Origin of the sequence: Paenibacillus sp. cl141a (genome assembly GCF_900109305.1) — a bacterium.
Lineage (GTDB): Bacteria > Bacillota > Bacilli > Paenibacillales > Paenibacillaceae > Paenibacillus_AQ > Paenibacillus_AQ lautus_A.
This window is the reverse complement of record NZ_FNZO01000001.1, coordinates 91,088-115,972: the sequence shown is the minus strand read 5'-3', so window position 1 is coordinate 115,972 and position 24,885 is coordinate 91,088. Positions and strand designations below refer to the sequence as shown.

Genomic DNA, 24,885 nt, shown 5'->3' with positions numbered 1-24,885 from the left:
ACCATCATATCATCGTAAACGACTAAAGGACGTGACTTTAATTCGTCTTTTAACCTGCACCTGGATCCAATACAAAAAGACCGCCTCCATCTGTCAACCAGATGAGGGGCAGTCTTTCGCATGAGCTTATAAATGTGTTATGCAGTTGCATAATGCGCACTTCAATATTCTATGGCTGCATCCTCCACTTGATCACGAAGAAGCGGTTTACCATAGCCAGGATAGCGAACACGATGGCAAAGGTTATTAAACCTGAGTCGATCAGGCAAGCAACCGCGGTCGCAAAAATGAGGAATTCAATAAGCAGCACGACGGCAAGCGGCAGCTTGACTCTTGCCTTCGGCGATATGATCATGCCCCAGATGACGGCTGCCAGCAGCGGCAGTCCAATACCGAGAGCTGCCTGTGCCACGAGCCCGGAACCATAATGGAAGCCCCAATAACCTATCGAAAATAACAGAATCAATTCCAATATAAATCGGACGGCGAGATTCAGTACTTTGAACATGGAGGAACACCTTCCGTTTCATGTCATGAACCTATTTATTGTGCAGGCATTAAAGCTCGATTTGCTCCAAATGGTGGATCAGGTGATCAACATAATCGTTAAACAACCACTCCAGCGTGACCTCCGTTTTATCGGGCAGCACGCATTTCTTCTGGAAGTCGGATGAATCGGCTCTTTGCATGACCCGCAGAATCATCCGGTTAACCTGCTGCCACAGTGCCAGAACATCCGATTGATCATATCGATTCTGGTAATCGTTCACCCGGACCCAATCGTTCTGCGCGTAACCTTGAATCGCGATAGGGTAATCCGACACCAATATTTTTACAAACCGGATATGGTTATTGACCGCCGAATCGCATAGATGGCCCAGGATCTCCTTCTTGGACCATTTATCAGGCGTAAGCTTCAGATTGAATTCCACCTCGTCAATTGCCGTTACAATCTCCGTTACTTCAGAGATCAAAGATTCCAGCTTCATAATGGATTCCACTCGTTATCCCTCCTTCTCGTTCATGATTCTATTCGTGTAATCGGCAGGCCCATGAAATCACTGTAATGTTTAGCCGCTTCCCGAAACTTCTCATCTCGATCGCCAAGCGGCGAGAACGGGCTTAACGTGATTTCGATGCCGCTGCGCTTGATCTCCCGCTTCCAGATACCGACCACTTCTCCTCCTGCAGCCATGATGGGTTGGAAAACCCCGTTGCGAAAGGGAGCGATTTTGGCATCATGCTCTGACTCCATAATTGCGCTGCGATCCTTGTACCCCAAGTAATATTCATCAAAACCCGGAAGCAGAAACGCCGAATCCGCATCAGCGGACGCGGATGGCCCAGTAACAGGGCTCCAGTATTCCGTGCCGTTGACAAAATCTAAACGAAAATTGGATTGGACGGCCTCAAAGCCTCGTTTAGCTTCTGTCAGCGTTAGTCCGACCCACCATGCAAAATCCTGGATCGTTGCAGGCCCGTGACCTGTAAAATAGCGGAGCGCAAGCTCCGCCAGCGATTCTTCTAGCGATAGCTCCCTTGAATTCGGGACCCACTCGTCGAGCAGCACGAAGCTTTGCTGTTTGCCTTCATGCGGGCCGAAACAGATCATGCCGGTCCGCCCCAAATATCCGAGAATGTAATAGCCGCGGCCATTCTTGGTGCTGATCCCCGCTTCCTCCAGCAGCTCTATCAGTCTGGGACGGGATACGGGTGAACAGCCTCTCAGCGCGTTGCCTATGATCGCACGGCATTGATGGAGCGTACCTTCGTCAAGCTCAAGTTCAGCCTGCTTCTTCTTATCATTCGTGTGCAACCGCGATGCCGTCAGCTTCAGCATCCACTTGGCATCCTCCGCAGGCACGAAGAAAATCGTTCCACGCATCGGCCAAGTCAGCACGATTTTGCGATCGATCACGGCCTGCTCCACATCGGATATCTTGGCGGACTGCGTACGGAGACCGATTCCCCATACCGCTTGGTGGAAATCTTGTGCCTGCACAGCGCCGAGATTTCTGACGACTTCCTCGGGAGTCTCATGCTTCATGCCTGTTATCCCCTGATTGAACAGCCTTCGATTCGCTATGATTCGACTTGGCACAATGGTCACTCTCCTAGGTCATGAATATCTCGCGAGCTTCGAGCCTTCATTATAAATCCGGAATGGACATCCAAGCCCGATCATTCTGCCAGCTCACCTCGACCGGCGTCTCAAAGAACGAGGTCAAATTGTTGCTGGTCAGCATGTCCCGGGAACGCCCCTGTCCGAATACTGTACCCCGGCGGATGAGCAAGGAGTGCGAGAAGATCGGCAGGATTTCTTCGATATGGTGCGTAACGAACAGCAGGGTCGGCGCATCGGGCTTTGAAGCCAGTGCCGTAATGCTGGACAGCAGCGCTTCCCTCGACAGAAAATCCAGTCCGTTACAGGCCTCATCCAGTATCAACAGCCTTGGCGAAGCCATAAGCGCCCTAGCGATCAGCAGCTTCTGCTTCTCCCCTTGCGAACAGGTTTCATATGTACGCCCCAGCAGATGAATGCAATTAAAATCCTTCATCAGCTGCTCGGCCTGTTCCCGGTCTGCTTCATCCACCTTCTGATACAGCCCGATCGAGGCGTGTTTGCCGCTAATCACGACGTCCAGCGTGGATTCGCTCGGCCGGATTCTTTCCTGCAGCGAGGAGCTGACCCAGCCTATCGATTTACGCAATTCTCTTAAATCCACCCTGCCAAAACGATGCCCGAGGACCGAAACCGTGCCGCTGGTCGGCCAGATGTAACCATTAATCATATTCAAAATGGTTGTCTTCCCGGAGCCGTTCAGTCCGAGCACCGCCCAATGCTCCCCTTGCTGCACGGTCCAATCCACCCCTGTAAGAACGGTTTTTTGCTCCCGTCTCCAGGTTACGTCATTCAGTTCAATCATCGTGCTCATAGCCGTTCCCTCTCCTTCTTCAATCTGCTGCGCCATTTCGTTTCTCTTTTCAAGAGATTATACCAGCAATTACATATTCCTCAATAGAAAGATGAAATCCGCCTTGTGATCAGACTACGACTTGGAATCATGCGAAGTATGTAGGCAGGACATTTCATGCCTAAACGAGGATTCTTGTCAATAAATTATACATTGACAAACAATTATTTTTATGTTATGATTAAATATTTAGCTATTTACATTGATTTGTTGATTTGATAATCTACTTCTGCTCGTTCTTCTCTGGAGATTGAATTTGGGAGAAGACATTCCTATATAGTGGAGGTATGTAAACATGCTACTAATCGATCAAGGCATTGCCATGCTGGAAATTTCCGCAGCCATGATGGGACGCATCGAAACGATCCACCCGACATTCCTCTGGGATCATCAGAATCGGGTGCTTATCGATTCCGGCTATCCCGGCCAGTTCCCGCTGATTCAGGAGCAGATATCGGATTGCGGCTTTTCCGTTCAGGACATAAGCAAAATTATTATAACACACCAGGATTTGGATCATATCGGCAGTTTGCCAGCTATTATCCAGCACGGCAAACAAGCCCCGGAAGTGTTCGCCAGCGAAATCGAAAAGCCTTATATCGAAGGCGATACAAGGCTTGTCAAATTATCGCCCGAGGCTATCGCGCAAGCGCTGGCTTCGCTGCCGGATAACGTGCCGCTGGATTGGAGGAACGCGTTTAAACACACGCTGGAGAACCCGCCCACGGCACCCGTGAACCGCATGTTGCGCGGCGGCGAAGAGCTGCCGTTTGGCGGCGGTATCATCGCGATCCATACGCCGGGCCATACCCCCGGCCACACCAGTTTATATCATATACCAAGCAAAACCCTGATTGCAGCGGATGCGCTGAACGTCAGGGAGGGACAACTGATCGGGCCGGATCCGGCAACCACTTTGGATTTGGCATTAGCCCGGCTCTCCTTGCAGAAGCTCACTCACTATGATATCCGCAACGTGATCTGTTACCACGGCGGATTATTTACGGACAATCCCAACCAGCGCATTCGTGAATTGGCTTATGCTTAAGCGATTGCCGATCCACGGTCGATCAAGAAGACTTCACTTCGTTCTTCTGCCGTTAATCCAGCTAATCTCAAGGTACCACGTATACGTGCCGCCGGCCGGCACTTCGGCCGCGGCCTGACGATGCATGGCATACGAGAGATCATCGAGCAGCCCCGTCGCAGGCTCGATTGCAAGATGGTACTGTCCCTGATAGCCGCCATAGTTGGCCCATATCGCTAGATAAGGCACCTGCTCTTTAGGAAACATCATGCATAGTCCTTCACCTGCAACCGGATCGTAAATGGAGGCTGCCCCCTCCGGCAGCTCACCAGCAAAATAAAACTTCTCCGCCGATGCTTCAAGCCTGCTGGCGGTACGATTCAAGCGGACATGGGGGTGTTCCTCCCATGGCTGCGGCCATTTCCGAATATCGCCGGATTCTCCCAATCGACCGTTCGCCGAGTACGATACGATAATCTCCCTCAGCCCGTGTGGAACGATAATCTCTGCGCCTTCATCGATTTGAAACAACGGATGCGCAGCCCACAGGAAAGAGAATGGGAACGGACTCGAATTATGAACGGCATATTCGACCCGTAAGGTATCTTCACGGGCGAAGGAGTAGGTTTTGCGCAGCCGATAAGGTATTCGGATTCCCTGCACGCTGCAGTGAAGCTGTTCTTCCTCGCTGTGCGCCTTCCATGGAATGGACCACACCTCGCCATGATCCGGAAGCTCCGTTCCTTCCCATGGATACGCGGGATACCGGCAGACATTGATCGTTGGAAACATTTCGTCCCAGCCGCTGCCGTCCCGCTTTCCGAAGGAGCTTGCATACCCGTTCGTTTCCAGAGCTCCAGCAGGCTGCACCAGCCATTCCCGGCCAGTCATTCGATTGCGAAGCGAGATGACCCTGCTTCCGAGTTCAGGCACCACGGCCATCTCCATCACCTCCGTGCGCCCTGTCCAAACCTCATATCCATCCAGCATCCTTTTGCTCCAGATCATCATCGTCATCCTCCTCCGTTATAGTCAACGCATCACCAGGAAGCACAAATGCTCAAGGACCGTCCATAACGGCCCTTGAGAATGAAGTGTCAATCTCTTACACCAACGTCTTGCAAAGCGCCAAATGCAGCGCAGCTCCTTGATGGTGAGACTCCAGCTGCAGCACCTCGCGGAACAGGGATTCCGCGGACTGCCAGTCACCAAGTCCAAGATGCCCGAGCCCCATCATATAGCGGCAATGAATTTCGTTCCTTCGGTCCAGATCTTCATCAAACACCAGGAAGTCCGGCAGCGATACGGCAAAGTAATCAATGCTCTGAGGCCCGAATATATGCTTCTCCCCGTAATCGATCAGCTTGTTAAACCGGCTGCGGGCTTCATTCTCCCGGCCCAGCCTATACAGCGCGGCCCCTTGATAATAAATCATGTGCGGCGGCTGATCATTGTAATACATCGCGCTGGTCGGCTCATCCAGCCCCTCCGAAGCTTTCAGGAAGCACGCCTCCGCCTCTTCGGACAAGCTCAGTCCCTCGTATGCGCAGCCCAAGTAATAATCGATGTTGTTCTCCTGCGCTCCCGTGAGCTTCCCTTCATTGATGTTGAGCGGATATTGCTTGGCAGCAAGCAGCTGCTCTATAGCATCCTCGTAACGACGATCCTGAAGCAGCTGCTTCGCCAGCTCCACGCGGGCCAATACGTACTGGGCCGGCACCTTGCCCTCGCCGCCTTCCCAAGGGTGAAAGTTGCGTTTCAGAATCAATGCCAACGCCTCATCATAACGATTCAGCGTATTGTGCAGCGTCAAATATTCCAGATATACATCGTCGCGCTGCTCGACCAGCTCCAAGTGCTCCTCCATCGCTTTCAAGCGATCAGCCGGAGCATGACCGAGCTTTTTATACAATTGGTCCAGCTCGTAGAAGACCCTGGCGTCCGCCGGATTCAGCGAGAAGGCGGTTTGCAGGGATGCCAATGCTTGGTCGTGGTCCTGCCTCTTGTTATAGTAAGCGAGCGCCAGATTCCGATGCGGCGTAGCGAAGCTGCCATCCAAAGCAACCGAAGCTTCCCAGCTGCTTATGGCTTCCTCGTAGCGCTTCTTGTCGTACAGCAGATTCCCTAAGTAGTACAACGCCTTCGCATCCTGCGGCTGAACGCCGAGCGCCTGCTTTAGCGTCACGTAGTCATGCAGGGAGTTCGGGAAACAGTACGAGGGATCGGCCTCCGAAGCCAATCGGTAGCAAGCGGAGGCCTCTTCCGCCCGGTCCAGCTTCATCAGACAGCTGCCCTGGTAGTAATAAACCATCGGATAGACGGCAGATGCCGTAAGGCGTTCGATGCGCTGCAGCACATCCAAAGCGTCGCCATATTGGCCTGCATCCGCATAGTCCTGCGCAACGGCGATATAGTTGTGCGGATTATCGCGCAGGAGCTGGGCTAGCGATTCGTAAGCATGCCGGCTCTTGTCCTCTTGCTTCAGTTCTTGATATACGGCTGCCTGCTCGTTCATCGCGCCCGCATCCATGGGATCCAGCTTGAGCGTTTCCTCAAGCCATGATGCCGCATCCGCCAAGCGTCCCAGCTTTCTTAAGACGAAACCCTTGAGATGCCGCGCCTTATAATTACGGTACTGGGCAGCCAGGGATCGTTCGATCAGCTCGAACGCTTCCTCATATTCCTGCTTCTCGCAGGCAATCTGGGCCAAAGCCAGATACCCTGCACCTTGCCAAGCCCCCGACCAGACCGATTTGTAAAGATAAGCGTACGCTTCATCCAAACGGCCCTGCCACTTCAAGACTTTGCCCAAATGATAGAACGGTTCGCTGTCATAGGGCCGGGCGTTGTGGCGGGTCAAGGTTACAATGGCTTTTCTAAAATAAACCTCACTCTGCGTAAAGCACCCTCTGCGCAGCAGGAGCAAACCATAGGCATTGTTCAGCCTGACGTCTCCCGCATCGCGCCGAAGACCTTCGATATAATAGGCTTCCGGTTCATAGGTTGCGTGCCTGTACTGTTCCAAATGCTGCCCTGCCAAGAACAGCGCTTCGGTATTCTTAAGGTTCTCCGGCTTGCCAATTGCCGTGGCCGGGTCTGGCGTCCGCTCCAAGGTACGCGGCTTGGGCTGGTAAGCGACCAGCTCTCTGCCGTCCTCAGCGAATACCGCGATTCTCATATCTTCTTCTCTGACACCAGAGTCCAGTTCGATCACGGACTGGAAGGTATCGGCCGGGGACAGCTTGACCTTCCGTTCCAAAAAGGTACGTCCCGCTCCCGTCACCAGGATTCGAGCCCCTTCCCTAACTGAGGTTGCATAGGCATGGACAACGACCTTATGGTTGTGAACTTCGAGATTTACGGCGGCGTCAATGGACGCGTTCTTCACCAGCCCGATGTCTTTATAGGGCATGAAGTACTGCTTGAAGCTTTTCTCCTCATATGGCGCCAGCCAGGTGAAGTCAGGCTGGTTATCGGTATACACGCCGGTCATGAGCTCGATGTACGGGCCGTCTTCGTCGGTCAGGTTGCGATCCCAGGCTTGGCCGAATTCGCCGTGCCCCCATGTCCACTGTTTTTTGCCGGGAGATATATGTTTATTGGCGACATGCAGAATCCCCGCTTTCAAGCCATGGTCATATCCGCCGACGAAATCATAATCCGAATGATAAGCCATATAGGAAGTCGGAACGGGAATATTGCGGTACATGGAAATATCGACGCCCGCCGAATAGTCCTGTTTATAATACGTGCCGGTTGCGATCGGGAATTTGGACACATCCCGCTTCCCATGGTCGAACACCGCATGAACGTCCGGCGGAAATACGGATTGGGTATGATCATTGACCGCTACGGCCGGATTCGCCCACCACAGAAAAGTCTGCGGCTCCGAGGTCCGATTGTACATTTGTGCGTGAATTTCAAGATACGCCTTGCCCGGATACAGCGTGAAGCCGGTAGTCACCTTCGTGCCGTACATCCGGTCGATCTCACCGACCCATACCGTCTTGCTGCCATTCGGATGATCCTCAAGTCTCCACTCTACTTCGCCAAAGGTGTTCGGACGGTGATGCTGCGGCCAGTTAAACTCGATTCCCCCGGATATCCAAGGTCCTGCGAGGCCAACCAAAGCCGGCTTGATCACTTGATTGTGGTATACAAAATCATAGTTGTTGGTTTTATCGATGGCCCGGTAGATGCGGCCACCTATCTGCGGCATGATCTGAATCTGCACGTAATCATTTTCAAGGAAAATGATCCGGTAGGGTTTTACTACTTTCTCATCATAAATTTTATCGATGACCGGCAGCGGATAGACACGCCCCGAGCTCCCCTGATACACCCGTTTCTCCAAAAACATCGGGTTAAGATCCGGCTTCCCCACTTCATACGTGGGAATCTCCACGCTCTCTTCCCGTACGCTCACATGCAGCTGTTTTGTCATGATTCGTCATCCCTCCATTAATATCAGCGTTGGCTGCTTCATGTCTCTATTTTATAAGCCCGCCTGCCCGCAGAGCCATTGACGATATCATGTTCATGATGGATTATATTCTGATTATTTCGTTTTCCATCAGGTTGACAACACTGCCGCCCCAATACATAGTAAAGCTATGGATACCATACGAAAATCAGACGGATTCGAGTCTCAAAAAATCATTGTCCTACCGGATCATATTATGAAAGAGGCGGCCCGCCATCCGCTTGTGGAACCGCTGCACGTAACCGACATCGGATACTTTCCGCGTGCGCTTCATCACTACCGGGAACGCCCGGAGGGCAGCGGCGCGTACATCTTAATCTACTGCGTAGAAGGTGAAGGCTGGTACCGGGTCAACGGCGGCAAAACCTATTCTCTGCTCAAGGGGCAGGCGGTTGTCATCCCGCCGGATACGCCGCATGAATATGCATCCTCGGAGCTTCATCCCTGGAGCATTTACTGGTGGCATATGAAGGGGACGAATGCGGGCCTATTATTTGAGGGCTTTAGCCATTCGGCGGAACCCGCCGTCCTTCCGGTCGATCAGTCAAGGAGCATCGTGGAGCTGTTTCATGAAAGTTACGATCTGCTGCAAAAAGGGTATACGCTGAACCATATCATCCATGTCTCGCAGCTCGCCGGCCACTTGGCGGCTCTGATCCGCCTCGCCCGGCTCCAACCGCAGCGGGGGCTGGATCAGCAAAATAAGCATTACATGGAGCAGACGCTTCGGTTTATGACGGAGCACCTGGAGGGACATGTGAGCCTGAAGGAGCTGGCGGTTAACGCCAATCTATCCATTCCGCACTTCACTTTCCGGTTCAAGGAAGCAACAGGCTACTCCCCGATCGATTACTATCTGCGGCTCAAAATCCAGCGAGCCTGCCAGCATCTGGACCTGACCGGCGAGAGCGTCAAGGAGATCAGCCTCCGGCTCGGCTTCCAGGATCCCTACTACTTCTCGCGGCTGTTCAAAAAAATCATGGGAAAATCCCCTTCCGAATACCGAGATACCCGGAAGGGGTAGGTTTCTCCTCTTTATGTGTTGCGAGACGCTCCACGTACGAATCGTTCCTACCATCGGTGTTGTCCCCAATTTCTTGAATTGGTTCTCGTCAAGGAAGGAATTCGGGGACAAAGGCGACCGCATTCGCTTCTCGGGAATCGTTTCATCCTTTCCACTGCTTCGTGCTGATGCCATAATTAAAAAAAATGTTGCAGAAAAAGAAATCATCGTTTGGAATTATGGCCTGCGACCTTTGTGGTTACAGTTAAACATAAATCGAGCTATCCCCAGTATATAAACTATCTTCTTTCCAAACAAAAAAACTACCCTGACGGTAAAAGTTCCTAGAACAATTGATTCACATGAAGTTTTCAAGTACCGTAAATCGTCCGGTAAGGATGGGGTGATAATGCAGGTAGTGTGGAGCAATCAACCTGTTCTTGAGAGTGTGCGTAGGGGCTAGAAAGAACAAGAAGAAGGCGCTCCATCACGCTGTAGTCTCCATGTTTCACTGCACTTTCTAGAGCGGCCTCTACCCGGTAGTTTCGAGAAATTTCGCGCTGTAGGACGGTTTAACTGCCGTCGCCGATGCTTTCAGAGCGCCGCGATCCGCTGCCTGATACGCGGAAATAGTCCAATGGCATTCTGGTAGAATACCTTCTCATGATGCTGCTCAGGCACGAGCCTGCGAACGAATTCCGCATACAGGTCGATCGGTGCGAGCGGCCAGTCGGTTCCGAACAACATTTTCTCGTAATGATCACAGTACACCAGCGCCCGGCGAAAATGGTCCATGAACAGCGGTTCGTTCATGAACCGTTCAAAATGGGGCCGATCTCCGACGACAAGTCCGGACAAATCGGCGTAGACGTTCGGGTTCTTGGCCACCACTTCGGCGGCATCCATCACCCAGGGATCACCCAAATGGCAAATCATGAAGTTCACGCCGCGCTGCTGGTAGGCCAATTCATCTACGGTAAGCGGATGCGAATACTTCAGCAATCCGTTCATCGAGTAAGTATCGCCGGTATGAATCACCACGGGCATGCCGTACTTGGCAGCCAACTCATAAATCGGCGTGTAGATTTTGTCATAGACGTAATGATGGTAGTACCCAGCATATAGCTTAATTCCCGCCACCTCGGGAACTTGCAGACGAGCTTCAATCCTATCGAGCTCCTCTAGGGCGTGCTTGCCGGTGAGCATGTTCGGATTGATGCCGACGCATTCCATTAGGAACGGTGGAACGCTTTCTTGCAGATCAAGACCCATCGGATTAGGTGAATTGGAATCAGGAAAGGCTCCCTTGGTCTGCTCCGTGACGCCCATTCCAATACCGAGAATGACGTCGTTCTTGTCAAACTCCGCCTTAAGTCCGGCAGTGGTGTAATCGACTTTGGACTGATCAATCGCTGTTTGATGAAAGCTGTCGATGTCCGACAGATGAATATGAATGTCAATGATCGGCATGTAAGATCTCCTTTTCGTCGGCAGGATTGGTAAAGGTCAGCTTCTGAAGGTCACGGACATCCTCCGAATTCAGATCGATTCGACCCAAGATCAGAAAAGTCGGCTGTGTCCAGGCGGTTTTCCCATTCAGAAGTGAAAGATGGTGATTCACATCGTGACTAAACACCTTGTTGTTCACATACGCTGATGAACTCTGATTGTGATAACTATTCACTATATGCAGCATGTTCTGACGAGAAACAGCGCCTATTCGCAAGAGTCCCTTGAAATGAAGCTCGGCTTCCAGCTTCCCGAGAAGGAACTTTCCTTCCCCGGGGATTTCCATCCATCCTTCGGAGAAGACTGGTGAAGGCTTGAAGAAATTATCATCCCTGAGCGAATAATGCGGCAGAACCAGGCCACTTTCGTTGGTCACCGAATGCAGCACGCAGAGAACAGGGACACCAGGCAGCATAAGGTAATGCTGGTCGATCGTGATCCCCCGATTCGCTTCCTGCTTCTCGATGACAGTGGTCATTCGGAGTCCCTTCCAGACGTTGCCGTGCACATCCATCCGCTCCGCCCATGTCGCACTTCTCGGCTCCTGCTGTCGACTGAAGCCACTCATGCCGGGAATGTCCACGCCGAGTCCGCCGTACCAGGGATTCCACCAGGAACGCGGGGCAGCTTCCGGATACGAACTGTCCAACCATTCTTCGCCTTGGTGCTTCAGGGAATGCACGACGCTGCCGAAGCCAGGGGAAGCCGCTATGGAGAGAATCCCGTTGCTCACTGTGTACACGGGACCTGCCGCTCCTTCCTCCAGCCCGCAAACGACGGCTGCTTCCGTTTGGGGAAGCCAGAGAGCCGACCGCTCCTGAACCCAATCCTCGCCGCGATAGACGGCACGGGCCTTCCAACCGGATTCGCCATTTTCCGGGTCTTGCTTTTCCCCAGGGGAGAACTCAAAGCTCGCAGAACGAAGGTCCTGCTCCCTTTGCAACTTCATGTCAGCAACCTTCCGCTCCGGTTCCCCACCGTTTTGCACATACAGTTCCAAGCAACCGGCGAGCGGAACCAACTTTCTTTCGATAAGTTCTGCATGCAGCGGCCCAGCCAAGAACGGATTTCCGCCGCCAAGCGCCAGTTCTAGATGATCGTCCAGCATCGGTACGACCGGGTTCCGCAGCTTCCGTGCGAAGGAGCGGAAATCCCACCATTTGGCGAAGGTGTTCAGAGCAAACACGGTCTTCTTCGTCCGCACGACGGCTCCGCCAGAAATTCGGCCAAGATCATGCTCCAGCCCAAACGGGTATTCCGGGCGAAGCAGCTTCAGGGAAGGGTCCCAACAGATCCCGCAACCGGCGTTCTCTTCCTTGCTATATAGCCAGTTCTCCGTGATCTGGGCGCTGTCCCAATGACTCGGATCGCTGGAGTAAGCATCGCCCATGTCCACATAATGGCCCTGGTATGGCAGGATGAGCCTGCTGCCGAAGAAACCGAAATTCGTCAGCAGATACATGTTCTCTTCCAGCCCTTTGCTGCTGGTGTTGCAGATTTCGTGATGAAATTCGGCGATGCCGCTTGCGAACAGCTTGGCCACCGACTTTATCTCCAGGCCGGGGAAGTCTTCCGACTCGTAGAGGGCTTCAAGTACCTGACTCTCCCCTTCTGAGAAGATCTTCACTTCTTTGGCCTGCTTCTTGGAGAACTCTTCTGCAAACGGCTTACCCAGCTTCGGATAGTTCCACCAGAAACTGTGGTGGGAGCCAGGATAATCGATCCACATGTTATTATTAAGCTTATCCAGATGGAGGGAGAATGCGCCATTCACGGCGACCCACTGTTCCCCGTCTTCCCCACCGAAGCGGCCGTGCGTTCCCTTCATCAGGACGGACAGCTTGCTTGTGAAGGAAACCGCCTTTTGATCAACCGGAACTGCCGTCACCTGAACCTCTCGCGAGTAGAGTCCGTAGGACCGTAAGGTGAAGGATACCGGGACAGATGCTTTGCCCTTGGCTGGAAGTGTGAAGCGTACCGCACGATCGACCCATTCCACGCTTTCATCCTCTGGCCATTCAAAAGCGAACTCCGCTTCCGAGGCAAAATGGTTCTCCACGTTCAGATACAGCTCGGCCGGAATGCCTGGATAAAGCTCCTTGACTGGCAGCGCCGTCTTCATCTTGACCGGGAATTTCGGAGCGATACCAATGCGGAACTCAGCCCGCTTGCCACCGATAACCCATTGGCTCATGACAACGGGATGGGTCTTCTTGTCATTCAGCTCCTCCTGGACTGGGTCAAGCTCGAATTCCCCCTCCACGATGACTGTCTCTCCCGGAGCGATCGTTTGTGAAGCAGTCAGCGCAAAACGGATATTCTTGTCATCCTGGCCCTTGATCTCAATCGCCAGCTCGGAAGCCGAGCGGTTCTTGATGCGATAGCGAACCTTGTAGGCGGAACCGAACACAAGATCGTGCTCGTCCATTTCGGTGGAGATTGCATAGTCAGGCGTGTCGAGAGCGGTCAGCCCGCGACCGGACTTTTCGAATTCCGCTCGCACGGAGAGATCTCCCTTACCCCAGGTGTATTCAAAGAAATCGAAGCCGCGCTCCCGGCGACCATCCGGCTCGATGACAAGCTCGCGGGTGCTGTCTGCATACCAATCCAGCTCCTTAAAATAAGGAGCGAGCGCTTCGGTTTGCAAGATGGTCGGAATGAAGTTCATCAGGTGGACGTAATCATCATTCTTTTCCCAGAAGAACCCGCATTTCTTGTACATCGGCACGGCTTTGGTGTTGCCTGCCCAAGTAAACAGATCTAGCCGCGGCCAACCCGCTTCAACTGTCATGCGGACGGCATTCAAGATCAGATTGCGGCCTACCTTGTAGCCGTGATAATCGGGCCGAACATTCAACAGCGGCACATACAGGGCCCCTTCGTCATGGCGGTAGTGGGCGAAACTACAGAAGCCGACAACCTCCTTACCATCGACGGCGAGAAACGCATGAAGATTGGACGAAATCTCCATCTCCCGGCGAACAGCGTCCTCCGTTCTCTGCCTGGTGCCGCCTCCCCAACTTTCGTTGCTGCGGTTCCACATATCAGTGAGCGCCCCAGCGTAGGAAGGGTCATATTCGATAATTCGGATTTGTTCCGCGGTGGTGTTTGTTGTCATGCTCTCATCTCCTTATCATCATCTAGAAGTATGTAGTGAATATAGCTGCACCAAATTACTTTATCTGCATTAGCTTCAAAATTTGATATTTCATTAGAATTCATTAACATCTTTATTTTATCGCCACCAATATGATCGTCATTATCAGCATTATAGAATTGCAAATTCCCAATCTTCATCTACAAATGTCTTACATTTATCTGCATTGGCTAGCGCAATAAAATTAGTGTCACCAAGAGGAAGACAAAACTTCATTTTTAACCTCCTCAAAAAATAAAGTGCTATTTCATGCCATAGGTTATATTCTTGAACACACCCTGATAAGCCCTATGAGCTATAACTTATCATACTATAAAATGGAAGTATTTAGGCATACAACTAATCCACTACTTCAAAATAAAAACTCCTACCTAGGGTCGCTTTCGATACTTTCAACATGGTTTAGATTCTCATTTTTAATATTGAAATTACTACTCGTCTATGTTACCTAACACTTTTTCTTTTATGTAAATAGTTGAGTTTAATGCTATATATTTGTTATTTTGGAAATTAGAAACTTCTTAAATTAATTGGTGGTTTTTTCTGTGTATGGTATGTATATATTGTTTATTATCTTAATTATTATTGGAGTTACCCCAACTTTTTATAGATTCAACAAACGAATAAATCTATTAGAAGAGCGCATTAGCAAACTTGAAAACAAAGATTGAATATCAGAGCGTAAAAAAACGGCCTAACCCACAAGGAAAAGGCTGTTTGCTTTATTTTGAACGTTCCAGCATCGTCTGTACCACACTTTTTGTAATCCCCATCTCTAGGGCCACCACAGACAGCTGGCTGCGAGTACGACTGGATATGTAGTGGATCTACTGTAACGGTGCGCTGTAGTCCTAATATATGGTGTATGCCCCTCCTCGCTCCTCCATAGGGCGAATATGGAGCCATTCGATACTGTACATTGGTTAGCATACTCAAGGCTAAACCCATAGGTGATCCACATTTCGTTCCTCCCTTAAGTCCATGATGTAATCTAATATCAGTCATAACATGGACGTTAACAAGGGCAACGGCAATAAAAACGCCGCATTGTCTATCAGACAACACGGCGCTTTCTATTTAGGCAGTATCTTATCCCAGTTTCTGAATCCGATACACCAAGCTGTCAAAATCCCCGCGCAGCGGCAGCTCGATCCCGATGTTCATGAGTGCCCTGCCGCTCCATGTACCTTCAAACCCCTCGATGCCATACGACTGATCGGCTTGCAGTCCGGTCAGCCGCAGTCTCGGCAGCGGTTCGCCCAGCTTCTGGCTGTGCAGGAACGCAAACAGCACGTTGTCGCTGCCGTCTTCGCTGCCGTACTGCACGGCCGTTACGCCTTTATGCCGAAGCGTGTCTAGGCGATACTGGCTGCCGAACTGAACCAGATGACGTATGGATTTATACTGCGCGACAAATTCGGCCGATTCCGCAATCAGCTCGTCGCTCCACTCATTCAGGTTGGAGCCGATGCCGAGCGTTCCCATCATGGCGCTGTGGAAGCGGTATCTCAGGGATACCTGCCTGCGGTTCATCCCTGTCGGCGATTCCGTTACCCAGCAGGTCATCATCCGCGGAGCATACGTGTACGAGAAGCCCTCCTGAATGCTGAGGCGGTCAAAGGCATCGGTGTTATCGCTCGGCCAGGATTGGTCGGCATACCGGAAGATACCAAGGTCGATGCGCGCTCCGCCGCCGGCGCAGGTCTCAAACGCCACATGCGGGAATTTCCGCCGGAGCTCCGCCCAAATCTCGTATAGGCTCTGAACATGGCGAATCCAGATCTCCTTCTGGCGGTGAAGCGGATGATCCTTCATGCCGGGTTCGGTTACGGTCCGGTTCATGTCCCATTTAATGAACTTGATGTCATGATTCTCCAGCAGGTCCGTCATAAACTGCACAATGTAAGCCTTAACCTCCGGCTTCGAAATGTTCAGCAGCAGCTGATTGCGAAGCTCCGAGCGCTCCCGCGTCTCGAAATGGTACACCCAATCCGGGTGCTCCCGGTACAGGTCGCTGTCCGGATTGACGGCCTCCGGCTCCACCCAGATGCCGAAATCCATGCCGAGCTCATACACCTTGTCAATTAGCTCGCCGAGGCCGTTCGGGAACTTCTCCCGGTTCACGAACCAATCGCCAAGACCGGCGCGATCATGATTGCGACCGCCGAACCACCCGTCGTCCACGACGAACAATTCCACGCCCAAACGCGCGGCTCTTTCGGCCAAAGCCATTTGATCCTTGGCATTGACATCGAAGTACGTCGCTTCCCACGAGTTATACAGGACCGGTCTCGTTTCGCGGCCCGGCAGGACATCCGAATATTGATAGCGATGCAACTGCCGGCTCATCCCGCCAAAGCCGCCGCCGCTGTATCCCCCGACGAAGCTTGGCGTATCGAAGCCTTCCCCCGCTCCCAGCACCCACTCGCTGTCGAAATCGTTGATGCCCCCGGTCACCCGGACATGCTCGAACACCGTACGCTCGGCCGTGATCTTCCAGTTTCCGCTCCAGGCCAGCGCGCCGAACCATACCTGCCCCGCCGACTCCGTGGCATGTCCGTCATCCATCGCAAACCAAGGGTTGGCGTGGCTGTCCGTAAAGCCCCTGCGGGATTCCAGCACCTTCTTTCCTTCGGTGAGGAAGGTGCTGCGCAGCTGAAATTCGCCGGACCATTTCCCCGTCACGTGCGTAAGCCGGTAATCCGCCAGATAGGGGATGACCCATGCCGCGGATTGCGCATTTTCCAGCACGATATCCGCCTCGCCGCGGTTTACGATCCGGGCTGAACGTTCAATTAAGTCGCACTCTGGAATCGCCCGATAAGACAGCTCCACTTCGAGCGGATACGCTTCGTCCTTCATGACGATGATCAGCGTCTCCCTGCCTTCCGTCTTGAGCGTGCGGTGCCCGGCATAACGAACCGCCAAGTCGCGCACGCCATCCGGCATGCGGACCTTCAGGCTGGGCTCACTGTATTTGACGCCGCCCCAGAAGCTGTATTCCTCCACCTCCGAATGGACTTCCGCGTCAAACGAGCTGTGCGATCTCGGCCGGAGCAGCGGCGCCGCGTCTTCGATTCCGACCGGCTCCCCCCAGTAGAGATGTTGCAGATTGCCGCTGTCGTTGATGCCGAACAGATAGGAGCTGTTATCAGTTTGTATCGCAAACACGCGAGACTGTTCTTGGTATTGAATGGTCACAGAATATCATCCTTCCGATTCGTGTTGATATGGTTTTTGCCTGAGCAAGAAAAGACGGAGAGCCAAAAGACGAAGCATCTTTTTGACTCTCCCTGGCCAGATTATTTGCCCCACAACTCTTGACGTTTATTGAAGTTGTCCGTATAAATCTTTTCCAGCTTGGCCAGGCCAGCCGCCTCGATCTCGGCCATCATCTGGTTATAGGATTCCACCACTTGATCCTCGGACGGCGTCAGAGCCATCTTCAGGAAATATTTATTGATGGTGTCGTTCACCTTTGTTTCCATAATGGCTTCCGGCGTCCCGCCAGCCGGGCCCAGGTTGTCATACGGTGCCGTATCAAACGACGTATCGGCCAGGTTCTTGATCGCCAGATCCGTGACCGGATCGGTCTGATAACGGCCCATCAGGTCATACGGGGTTCCGTCCTCGCCCGGACCGTTCTTGATCATCCAGGTCCACTTGCGAATGCCCGTCGTACGGGAGGCTTCGTCCCAATTCTTCTTGAAGTCGTCCAGCACTTCTTGTCTTGGCACATGCTTGCCGTCCTTCATGTCCCAATGTTCGCCCTCAACTCCCCACATCAGCAGATACTGACCTTCCTCGCTGGCCAGGAAATCCAGCAGCTTCATCGTTCGGACCGGATCCTTGTTGGAGCGGCTGATGGCGACGCCGTCCCAGCCCAGGGAGCTCTTCGGTCCATAGGTTGCCTCTTCCGGCTTCACGCCCGGGGCCAGCACTTTATATTGGTAGAATTGACGCTCGTCCTCGGTTGCCTTATCGGCCGCTTCGGTTTTGAGCAGCGCATTCGCGTTTCCCACATTCCAAAGCGCTTCCGCCGTGGCAAACACGTTACCGTTGCCCAGCTTCTGCTCGTACTGCTTGGTCTTCATGGTTGCCCATTCCTTGTCCAGCAACCCTTTACGGTACAGGGAATTCAGGAACTTGACCATTTCGAGATACTGCGGATCGCGGACGTCCTTCTTCAGCTCGCCGTTGGTCTCGTAGTACGGCATCATGCCGTACATTCCTTTAAGGCTGCCGGTCACGCTGCCGATATTCTCGCCGTTAAGTGTCATCGGAATGCTTTCTTTCCCGTCGATCGTTGGATACTTCTCTTTGAACTTGACGAGCAGCTCCTCGAATTCCTCCGCGGTAAACGGCTCGCCGTTATTCACCTTATCCCCGACGCCCAGCTCCTTCATGATGTCCATGCGCATCATGAATCCGAATACCGGGTACTGCTCCAAGCCGTACCAGTTGGAGAAATAATAATTTTTGCCATCCTCGCTTCGGGTTTTGGTCAACGTGTCGCCGTACATTTTTTTGATATTCGGTCCATGCTCTTCGATCAGGTCATTCAGCGGGACGATCGCGCCGGAGGTAATATACTTGTTCATGATATCGCTTCCACGACTCAATAAAATAACATCGGGAAGATCGCCGCTGGCCAGCATCAGATTCAGCTTCTCGACCGGATTGCCCGTAGGCTGCTGGATCTCGACGGTGACGCCCGTTTTTTCCGTAATCACTTGCGCAACCGGGTTGGTAAAGGCATCCCCCGTGTTTTGGTCAAACCAGGTTAACGTGATCGGCGCGTTGCTGTCCGCATCCGTTCCACTGTCTCCGCCCGATGCCGCCTTCTGGTTGTCGGCGCAAGCCGAAAGCGTTGTCATAACTAGGGCTGCTGCCAGAATCAATTTTAGTTTCTTCATTTGCTGAACCCCTTTCTAAGGTCGTCATATTCAAAAGCTCGAATATATCTATCATTGTAAAAATCAGGAGTTCAATCATCTATAACGCAATCTTACAATTCATGATGCAAAACGTCTTTCATTCAGGGTAGCACCTGCTGCCTGTCCCGTTCGTTTGCTGGATGCCTATCGGAGATTACAGGTATCCGAATGGTCACCGCGGTTCCGATGCCGAGCCTGCTGAAGATGCTGACGCCATATTCCTCCCCGTAGGTCAGCTTGATCCGGTCATCCACATTTTTCACGCCGTATCCAGGAAGATTATCCGATTTGTTCAGCGCATGATCGAGCTGTTCCGGCGTCATCCCGATGCCGTCGTCAATAACCTGGAGCAAGAGGTCGTCCCCCTCCTGCTTTACTTTCACGATGATGTTGATCCCCGATTCGTCCCAGATGGCATGATTGATGCAGTTCTCGATAAAGGGCTGCAGGATCAGCTTGATCGTTGGGGTCCCGAACAGCTGCTCATCCAGGTCGTAATGCATATGGAGCTTGTCCCGGAACCGGATCTTCTGGATCGCGACATAATTCTTCACCAGATTGATTTCCTGCTCCAGCAGAATGATGCGTTTCCCTTTATTCAGCGACACCCGGTAATACTTGGCCAAATAATTGACCATCTGGTACACCTGCATGGCCCCTTCCTTGATCGCCAGGGAAGAGATGGAGGACAAGGTGTTGTACAGGAAATGGGGGTTGATCTGGGCCTGGAGCGTATTCAGTTCCGACTCCTTCCTTGCGATCTCCTTCACGTACACGTCATGGATCAGGGATTGTATGGTCGAAGCCATCTTATTAAACGCAAAGGAAACCTGGCCGATCTCATCATGCCCCATCGGCCTAATCGACAGCCGGAAATCCCCGCGCTCCACCTTCCGGATCTGCTGCAGAAGCACCTCGATGCGCTTGGTCATGACCTTGGTCGTAAAATATAACAGCAGGATGGCTATGCCAATCGCCAGCGCGGAGAACCAGATGACGTTCTTGGTCGCCTGATTCGCATTGGCCAGCAGCTCGTCGTAGGGCACGGTGATGACCGTGGACCAGCCGTTGCTGAGCTTTTTATACGTAAAAAAACGCTCCTGACCGTTAATCTTAATATCGAAAGAACCTGCATCCTGGGTCATTCGCTCCTGAATCGGGAACACGTCAAACAGCTGGTTGGATTGGAGATTCTGATCCCCCGTACTGATCACGCCGCCAAACTCGTCGATAATATAAACGCTTTTGTTGTAATTCTCCATTTTGATCAGGGAGTAGAATTCGTTTGCGTTAATGTCCATGGTCAAAATCCCGTACGGATGCTGCAGGCTGAAATAACTCAAGGAACGGGCAATGGTGATATACGCATCATCGGACTTGAAATCCCCGGAATGGAAGTACACCGTACTGCCGGCGGCATCCAGCACCTGTTCCTCCATCGCCGGAGGCATCTCTTCCGTATATTTGACGTATTGACCGTCGGAATAGAGGGTGTGGTTCCCCGTATATATCGTAATGCCCAGAATGTTGGCATTCAGGGTCATCAGGGACGGCAGCGTCCGGTTGATATATTGGTAGGCATCCAGATAATAGTACGCCTGCTCATAATCGGTAGACAGATAATTGCGGAGCTGCGCATCCATGTAGAGGATGTTCGACAGCTGATTGTAATACTCCAGCCGTTTCTCCACGTTGGTGTTAATCTGTGCCAGCGATCCGCCCAGCGCCGTATAGGTATGCTCCGTAATCGTGCTGCGCGTCGAGGAATACGAATAATAGATCAGCAGCGAGAACGGCAGGATGATCACGATGAGAAAGATGAAAAAGAACTTGTGCCGGAGCCGCCAGTTGGTGTATGCGCGTAAGTGCGCGAACGGGAGAACCCCTGCCAGACGGCTCCACGGGCCGGTCGGTCTAGATGTTTTTGCGGTATTCATTCGGCGTGACTCCTTGGTTTTTTAAGAATAGGGAAATGAAATAAGATGTGCTCTCATAACCGACCCTTTGGGCAATGTCCTGCACTTTGAGCGAATCGTCCGCGAGCAACTCCTTGGCTTTGTTCAGCCGGATTCTCGTTAAATAGTCATGGATGGTCATGCCGGTTTTCTCCTTAAAAATGGAACGCAGGTAGTTGGGAGACAGATACACCTGATCGGACAAGCTGTTGATCGTAATAGCCTGGTGATAGGTCTGGTCGATCGTCGTGCGTACCTGGTGCACCAGCCTTGCATTTTTGTCCATGAACCGGTGTTCCAGCGTCCGAATCGCATGCCCGGCGAAATCGATGATGATCGCTTCGATTTCAATAATGGTTCGGCACTGATAGATGGAATGGTAAAGCTCCGCACGCTTGTGGCTCTCCGTGATCGGTTCGTGGATCCCCTCCAGCAGACGCTCCACCAGTCCGATGGCAAAGTCGCACACTTCGGTTTTTCGGATTCGCAGCATGACCAGCCGGTTGAAGTAATCCCGAAGCTTCTGCGCGGCCTGCTCGGACGCCAGCTGATGAATGTCCTCGAAATAGGCCGTTTCTTGGAAAGGAGGAATTTGCCGGCTCTCCAGCTGCCGCAACACGTCCTTGGCATAGATGACTCTCCCGTTCCCGACGTAAAACATCTCCTCCAGCATCATCCGCGTCTCCCGGTATAAATCCTGGATGCGGGACAGCTCTTCCGGCTCCTCGTTCACGGCCGCGGTCATCGTAAAGCCCAGCGTATCCTGCATCTGCTTCAGCAAATCCTCCCACGTAAAGCGGCTCAGATGGCTACCCGCATCCATGAAGATGCCCAGCTCGCCTTCCCGGCAGATGACCAGATCCGCCTCCAGCTTCTTGTCCGCAAGCCACTCCTCCATATACGTCTGCAGACGCGCCATGCCATCCTCGAGGGACAGCCCCGGCTGTGCAGCGTGCGGAGCATCGAGGCCGAGCAGCGTTAGGGTATACGTTCTCGGCTCCGTATGGCGGGACAGCTTATGGTAGCTGGCAGCGAGGTTTCGGAATCGCTCCTCGTTCTGCTCGAACATCATCTCTCGTACAATATTGGATTTGGTCACGCGAATGGAGCGGTTCTTCATCCGCACTTCCTCGCAGCGCCGTTTCACTTTATCGATAACGCTTACAATTTCGCTCAGATCCAGCGGCTTCAATAAATAGCCGACGGCTCCCACGTTTAAGGCTGACTTCACATAATTGAATTCATCGTGTCCGGTCAGGAAGACAAACTGAATCCAGTCGAATAACTCGCTCACCCGTTTCGACATATCGAGCCCGTTCATGACGGGCATCTGGACATCCGTAAGTACGATATCGGGCTGAATCACCTCAATCTTCTCCAGGGCATCCCTGCCGTTCAGGGCCGTTCCGGCTACATATATCCCCATCTCTTCCCAACGAATATAATCTCGGATCATCTCTAGCTCCAGCTCTTCGTCATCTACGAGAAAAATGCTATACATGCTCATACCCCCTGTGTCGGCTTTATCCCTTCATATTATAGCGATTTCGTTATTTTAACTATGGGAACAAGCAATGTAAGTTATTTTCAAGCATCTTTCGTTACATTGTCATATCGACACTCATTTTTTCGGAGTCTTATAATTTGAGTTAACTTGAGATGCGAGGTGCCCCATATGAAAACTACTACAACCTTACAGACCCGGAGTGACTTGAACTTAAGTCCTCATCGAATAAGCCGCTGGGCCATGCTGAAGCAGCAGAAATATCTATTCCTGATGATGCTGCCCGGACTGATCTGGGCCATTGTGTTTGCGTATACACCCATGGTTGGTCTATACATGTCCTTCGTCAATTACCAGCCGACGCTCGGCGGCTTCTGGTCGACCCTGTTTTCGAGCGAGTTCGTCGGCCTGGAATGGTTCCGTTACTTCTTCAATAACGGCGACTTCTGGATCGTCATGCGAAATACGCTGGCCTCCACGCTGATCACGCTTCTCTTCTCCTTCCCGATGCCGATCCTGATCGCCATCGCGATTAATGAGATCAAGAATGTGAAGTTCAAAAAGACAGTGCAAACCGCCTCCTATCTTCCCTATTTCATATCCTGGGTCATCGCGGCCAACATCATCGTGACCCTGCTCTCCTCGGACGGCGCGATTAACGGCATATTGAAATTCCTCCATATTACCGATGAAAGCGTTTTATTCCTGCAGAACGGCAAGTACTTCTGGTGGATCGTCGCGCTCGGCAATACGTGGAAGGATATGGGCTACAGCTCGATTATGTATTTGGCAGCCATCTCGTCCATCAACCAGGAGCTCTATGAAGCGGCCAAAGTCGACGGCGCCAACCGTTTTAAGCAGATCCGGTACATCACCCTGCCCCACCTGAAACCAACCATTGTCATTCTGCTGATTCTGGCGCTTGGCGGCATTCTGAACGCGGGCTTCGACCAGCACTTCCTGCTCGGCAATGACCTGACGCGGGATTACTCCGACGTCCTGTCCACCTATTCGTTCCGCTACGGCATTCAGAACGGCATGTTCTCCTATGCGGCTGCCGTCGGCATGTTCAGCTCCGTGGTGGCGTTCATCATCGTAGTTATCGTCAACTATACGGCGAAGAAGCTGAACGGGCAGTCCCTATTCTAAACCATAAGGAGGTACATCCATGTTAAGCAAAAAAACCGTGCCCGAGCGTATCTTCGATGCCTCTTTATACCTGTTCCTGACCGGCATCTTTCTCGTAACCTTCTATCCGTTCTGGAACATCCTGGTCATCTCATTGAACGATGCAACCGATACGATGCGGGGCAACCTGTACTTCTGGCCGCGCGTGCCAACGATCGAGAGCTACCTGACCATCTTCCGGAACCCGGAAATCTGGAGCGCCATTAAGATTACCGTGCTCCGGACCATCGTCGGGACGGCGGTATCCATCTTCTTCATTACGCTGCTCGCCTATCCGCTCAGCAAGCGCAGCCTGCTCGGATGGAAATACTTCTCCTTCTTCTTTGTGTTCACGATGTATTTCGGCGGCGGGTTGATCCCGACGTATATGATCATCAAATCCCTGGGGCTGATCGACTCCTTCTGGGTCTATATCTTCCCTGGCTTAATCGGCGTGTTCCTGATGATTCTGGTGCGCACCTTCATGGAGCAGATCCCCGGCGAGATCGAGGAATCCTCCAAAATCGACGGCGCGAACGACCTGCAGACGTTCTTCCGCATCATCCTGCCGCTGTGCGTGCCGGTGCTCGCCACGATCGGCCTGTTCCTGGCCATCGGCCACTGGAACTCCTGGTATGACTCCTATGTGTATACTTACAAGCCGGAGCTCAAGACCCTGCAGGCCGTCCTGGTCAAAATCCTCAACCAGTTCCAGACCGCCGGCATGATGTCCGACGCCCAGCAACTGGCGCAGGGCTCCAAGCGGATCCCGGTTTCCAGCGAAAGCATCCGGATGGCGGTAACCATGGTCGCTACGCTGCCGATCATTATGGTGTATCCTTTTGTGCAAAGGTATTTTGTGAAGGGGATTATGATGGGGGCTATAAAGAGTTAGGAGGTTTTTGGGAAAGAGAACTTTGAACTGGGCTCACAAAAGGGTCGCAGTTCAGGGTTCTCGATAGATTATAGTGAACATAGTTCGAACGAACTCTAACCTCTTGCTGTCAGTTCAGAGAGGATTTCTGTACTTTAAGGAAATAGCAAAATAAATTCTTGTGGGGACAAGAATTTATCGAGTTTATGTTTTTTGCGTTCGAGTATTCTGTGAGGATCAAAAAAAATGAAAATGTGCGATCAGAAATGTGACCAAAGCATGATAATACAAAAT

Annotated in this window: 17 protein-coding genes and 1 pseudogene; 4 read left to right on the top strand and 14 right to left on the bottom strand. The window is 52.2% G+C overall.

All coding sequences use genetic code 11. The features are described 5' to 3' along the window. Nucleotides 1-169: 169 nt before the first annotated feature. From BMX45_RS00515 to BMX45_RS00500, 4 genes are read right to left on the bottom strand one after another with little or no spacing between them, the layout of a single operon-like run. Nucleotides 170-508, bottom strand: coding sequence for a YrdB family protein (locus BMX45_RS00515; RefSeq protein ID WP_090908007.1), 339 nt, complete (start codon nt 506-508; stop codon nt 170-172). Between the two features lie 49 nt (nt 509-557). Next, nucleotides 558-1,001, bottom strand: a complete 444-nt coding sequence (locus BMX45_RS00510; protein ID WP_015736499.1) for a DinB family protein — start codon at nt 999-1,001, stop codon at nt 558-560. A gap of 20 nt (nt 1,002-1,021) precedes the next feature. Continuing rightward, entirely contained in the window at nt 1,022-2,101 is a 1,080-nt protein-coding gene (locus BMX45_RS00505; RefSeq protein ID WP_090908005.1) for a winged helix DNA-binding domain-containing protein, read from the bottom strand. 49 nt (nt 2,102-2,150) lie between these two features. After that, complete coding sequence (locus BMX45_RS00500) at nt 2,151-2,936, bottom strand: ABC transporter ATP-binding protein (protein WP_090908766.1); 786 nt, start codon at nt 2,934-2,936, stop codon at nt 2,151-2,153. Nucleotides 2,937-3,270: 334 nt separating this feature from the next. Between BMX45_RS00500 and BMX45_RS00495 the strand changes: the two genes are divergently transcribed. Next, a complete protein-coding gene (locus tag BMX45_RS00495; RefSeq protein ID WP_090908003.1) occupies nt 3,271-4,023 on the top strand; it encodes an MBL fold metallo-hydrolase in 753 nt (250 codons plus the stop codon). 33 nt (nt 4,024-4,056) lie between these two features. On the opposite strand, the gene BMX45_RS00490 is transcribed toward BMX45_RS00495, so the two are convergent. Both BMX45_RS00490 and BMX45_RS00485 read right to left on the bottom strand, forming a co-directional pair. Then, complete coding sequence (locus BMX45_RS00490) at nt 4,057-5,010, bottom strand: aldose epimerase family protein (protein WP_090908765.1); 954 nt, start codon at nt 5,008-5,010, stop codon at nt 4,057-4,059. A gap of 97 nt (nt 5,011-5,107) precedes the next feature. Then, a complete protein-coding gene (locus BMX45_RS00485; RefSeq protein ID WP_090908001.1) occupies nt 5,108-8,446 on the bottom strand; it encodes a DUF5107 domain-containing protein in 3,339 nt (1,112 codons plus the stop codon). 169 nt (nt 8,447-8,615) lie between these two features. Between BMX45_RS00485 and BMX45_RS00480 the strand changes: the two genes are divergently transcribed. After that, nucleotides 8,616-9,509, top strand: coding sequence for an AraC family transcriptional regulator (locus BMX45_RS00480; RefSeq protein ID WP_090907999.1), 894 nt, complete (start codon nt 8,616-8,618; stop codon nt 9,507-9,509). A gap of 350 nt (nt 9,510-9,859) precedes the next feature. Here BMX45_RS00480 and BMX45_RS31650 read toward each other — a convergent pair. The 8 genes and pseudogenes from BMX45_RS31650 to BMX45_RS00445 form a co-directional block, all read right to left on the bottom strand. Further along, nucleotides 9,860-10,042 (bottom strand): annotated as a pseudogene (locus BMX45_RS31650) (hypothetical protein); the annotation flags it as partial. Nucleotides 10,043-10,082: 40 nt separating this feature from the next. Further along, complete coding sequence (locus BMX45_RS00470) at nt 10,083-10,958, bottom strand: amidohydrolase family protein (RefSeq protein WP_090907997.1); 876 nt, start codon at nt 10,956-10,958, stop codon at nt 10,083-10,085. Next, the gene (locus BMX45_RS00465; RefSeq protein ID WP_090907995.1) at nt 10,945-14,115 is read right to left on the bottom strand and encodes a GNAT family N-acetyltransferase; all 3,171 of its coding nucleotides are present in this window, start codon (nt 14,113-14,115) and stop codon (nt 10,945-10,947) included. The genes BMX45_RS00470 and BMX45_RS00465 overlap by 14 nt, the downstream gene beginning before the upstream one ends. Beyond that, complete coding sequence (locus BMX45_RS31150) at nt 14,112-14,294, bottom strand: hypothetical protein (protein WP_175495013.1); 183 nt, start codon at nt 14,292-14,294, stop codon at nt 14,112-14,114. Before BMX45_RS31150 ends, BMX45_RS00465 begins: the two co-directional genes overlap by 4 nt. Before the next feature lie 949 nt (nt 14,295-15,243). Further along, on the bottom strand, nt 15,244-17,355 hold the full coding sequence (locus BMX45_RS00460; RefSeq protein WP_090907993.1) for an alpha-galactosidase: 2,112 nt from the start codon (nt 17,353-17,355) through the stop codon (nt 15,244-15,246). Nucleotides 17,356-17,456: 101 nt separating this feature from the next. Further along, the gene (locus BMX45_RS00455) at nt 17,457-19,070 is read right to left on the bottom strand and encodes an ABC transporter substrate-binding protein (RefSeq protein ID WP_090907991.1); all 1,614 of its coding nucleotides are present in this window, start codon (nt 19,068-19,070) and stop codon (nt 17,457-17,459) included. Between the two features lie 122 nt (nt 19,071-19,192). Then, a complete protein-coding gene (locus tag BMX45_RS00450) occupies nt 19,193-21,028 on the bottom strand; it encodes a cache domain-containing sensor histidine kinase (protein ID WP_090907989.1) in 1,836 nt (611 codons plus the stop codon). Next, nucleotides 21,006-22,547, bottom strand: coding sequence for a response regulator (locus BMX45_RS00445; RefSeq protein WP_090907987.1), 1,542 nt, complete (start codon nt 22,545-22,547; stop codon nt 21,006-21,008). Before BMX45_RS00445 ends, BMX45_RS00450 begins: the two co-directional genes overlap by 23 nt. A gap of 174 nt (nt 22,548-22,721) precedes the next feature. On the opposite strand from BMX45_RS00445, the gene BMX45_RS00440 reads away from it, so the two are divergent. Both BMX45_RS00440 and BMX45_RS00435 read left to right on the top strand, forming a co-directional pair. Beyond that, complete coding sequence (locus BMX45_RS00440) at nt 22,722-23,699, top strand: ABC transporter permease (RefSeq protein WP_090907986.1); 978 nt, start codon at nt 22,722-22,724, stop codon at nt 23,697-23,699. A 19-nt stretch (nt 23,700-23,718) separates the two neighbouring features. After that, the gene (locus BMX45_RS00435) at nt 23,719-24,612 is read left to right on the top strand and encodes a carbohydrate ABC transporter permease (protein ID WP_090907985.1); all 894 of its coding nucleotides are present in this window, start codon (nt 23,719-23,721) and stop codon (nt 24,610-24,612) included. Nucleotides 24,613-24,885 lie beyond the last annotated feature (273 nt).

Excerpts from the sequence above, each read along its gene's own strand:
- BMX45_RS00515 (WP_090908007.1), bottom strand. The coding sequence starts at position 508 with ATGTTCAAAGTACTGAATCTCGCCGTCCGATTTATATTGGAATTGATT.
- BMX45_RS00500 (WP_090908766.1), bottom strand. The coding sequence starts at position 2,936 with ATGAGCACGATGATTGAACTGAATGACGTAACCTGGAGACGGGAGCAA.
- BMX45_RS00495 (WP_090908003.1), top strand. The coding sequence starts at position 3,271 with ATGCTACTAATCGATCAAGGCATTGCCATGCTGGAAATTTCCGCAGCC.
- BMX45_RS00490 (WP_090908765.1), bottom strand. The coding sequence starts at position 5,010 with ATGATCTGGAGCAAAAGGATGCTGGATGGATATGAGGTTTGGACAGGG.
- BMX45_RS00485 (WP_090908001.1), bottom strand. The coding sequence starts at position 8,446 with ATGACAAAACAGCTGCATGTGAGCGTACGGGAAGAGAGCGTGGAGATT.
- BMX45_RS00480 (WP_090907999.1), top strand. The coding sequence starts at position 8,616 with ATGGATACCATACGAAAATCAGACGGATTCGAGTCTCAAAAAATCATT.
- BMX45_RS00470 (WP_090907997.1), bottom strand. The coding sequence starts at position 10,958 with ATGCCGATCATTGACATTCATATTCATCTGTCGGACATCGACAGCTTT.
- BMX45_RS00465 (WP_090907995.1), bottom strand. The coding sequence starts at position 14,115 with ATGACAACAAACACCACCGCGGAACAAATCCGAATTATCGAATATGAC.
- BMX45_RS31150 (WP_175495013.1), bottom strand. The coding sequence starts at position 14,294 with ATGAAGATTGGGAATTTGCAATTCTATAATGCTGATAATGACGATCAT.
- BMX45_RS00455 (WP_090907991.1), bottom strand. The coding sequence starts at position 19,070 with ATGAAGAAACTAAAATTGATTCTGGCAGCAGCCCTAGTTATGACAACG.
- BMX45_RS00450 (WP_090907989.1), bottom strand. The coding sequence starts at position 21,028 with ATGAATACCGCAAAAACATCTAGACCGACCGGCCCGTGGAGCCGTCTG.
- BMX45_RS00445 (WP_090907987.1), bottom strand. The coding sequence starts at position 22,547 with ATGTATAGCATTTTTCTCGTAGATGACGAAGAGCTGGAGCTAGAGATG.
- BMX45_RS00440 (WP_090907986.1), top strand. The coding sequence starts at position 22,722 with ATGAAAACTACTACAACCTTACAGACCCGGAGTGACTTGAACTTAAGT.
- BMX45_RS00435 (WP_090907985.1), top strand. The coding sequence starts at position 23,719 with ATGTTAAGCAAAAAAACCGTGCCCGAGCGTATCTTCGATGCCTCTTTA.